General features: G+C 44.9%; 1 protein-coding gene. It reads left to right on the forward strand.

Annotated elements, in window-relative coordinates; genetic code table 11:
* Positions 1-1,052 (forward strand): 3'-5' exonuclease (locus AC3AYF_RS21695; protein ID WP_487780535.1); only part of this gene is annotated, 1,052 nt, incomplete at both ends.

The raw sequence follows: 1,052 nt of genomic DNA on the forward strand, positions 1-1,052 counted from the left end.
ATCAAGCATACGAAGATGCTTGCCAGCGTGCCGGGGTTATCGATTTCGGTGAAATTTTACTTCGCAGTCATGAACTGTGGTTAAAACGTCCTGATATTTTAGCCACCTACCAACAACGCTTACAACACATCTTGGTCGATGAGTTTCAAGATACCAATACCATTCAATATGCCTGGTTACGTCTACTGGCAGGAAACACAGGACATTTATTTATCGTCGGTGATGATGACCAATCAATTTATGGTTGGCGCGGCGCTAAAATCGAAAACATTCAAAAATTCCATCAAGACTACGAAGATGCGTCGTCAATTCGACTTGAACAAAACTATCGCTCTACGGGCAATATTCTGGCCGCTGCGAATGCCGTTATTGCTAATAATAGTGAACGTTTAGGTAAGGAATTATGGACTGAAGATGAGGATGGCGAGCTGATTCAGTTATACCATGCCTACAATGAGCGAGATGAAGCCACCTATGTGGTTGAGCAAATTCGTAATAGCGTAGATAAAGGTGGTGAACGCGCTGATAACGCTATTTTGTATCGCTCCAATGCCCAATCTAGGGTCATGGAAGAAGCGTTGTTACAAGCCAATATGCCCTATCGAGTTTATGGTGGTTTACGCTTTTTTGAACGTGCCGAAATTAAAGACGTCTTAGCTTATTTGAGACTGGTCGCCAATCGCAATGATGACGCCGCCTTTGAACGTGTGGTTAATACACCCACTCGAGGCATTGGTGCGGCCACCTTAACCCAGCTACGCCAATATGCGCGCGAGCAAAACCTGACCTTATGGCAAGCCGCAGCTGAGTTAATCGCGGCTAAGTTTTTTACGCCGCGTGCCAGTAACGCATTAACCGCTTTCCTTACCTTAGTGGATTCATTAACGCCCGAAGACGACAATATGCCGTTGAATGAATTGACGGCTTTAGTTATCGATGAAAGTACCTTGCGCGCTCATTTTGCTAAAGACAAAACTGAAAAAGGTCAGGGTCGCATAGAAAACTTAGATGAACTCATTAATGCGACTCGCCAGTTTGAGCGTCCAGAAGAC

This window comes from Salinicola sp. (assembly GCF_982684285.1).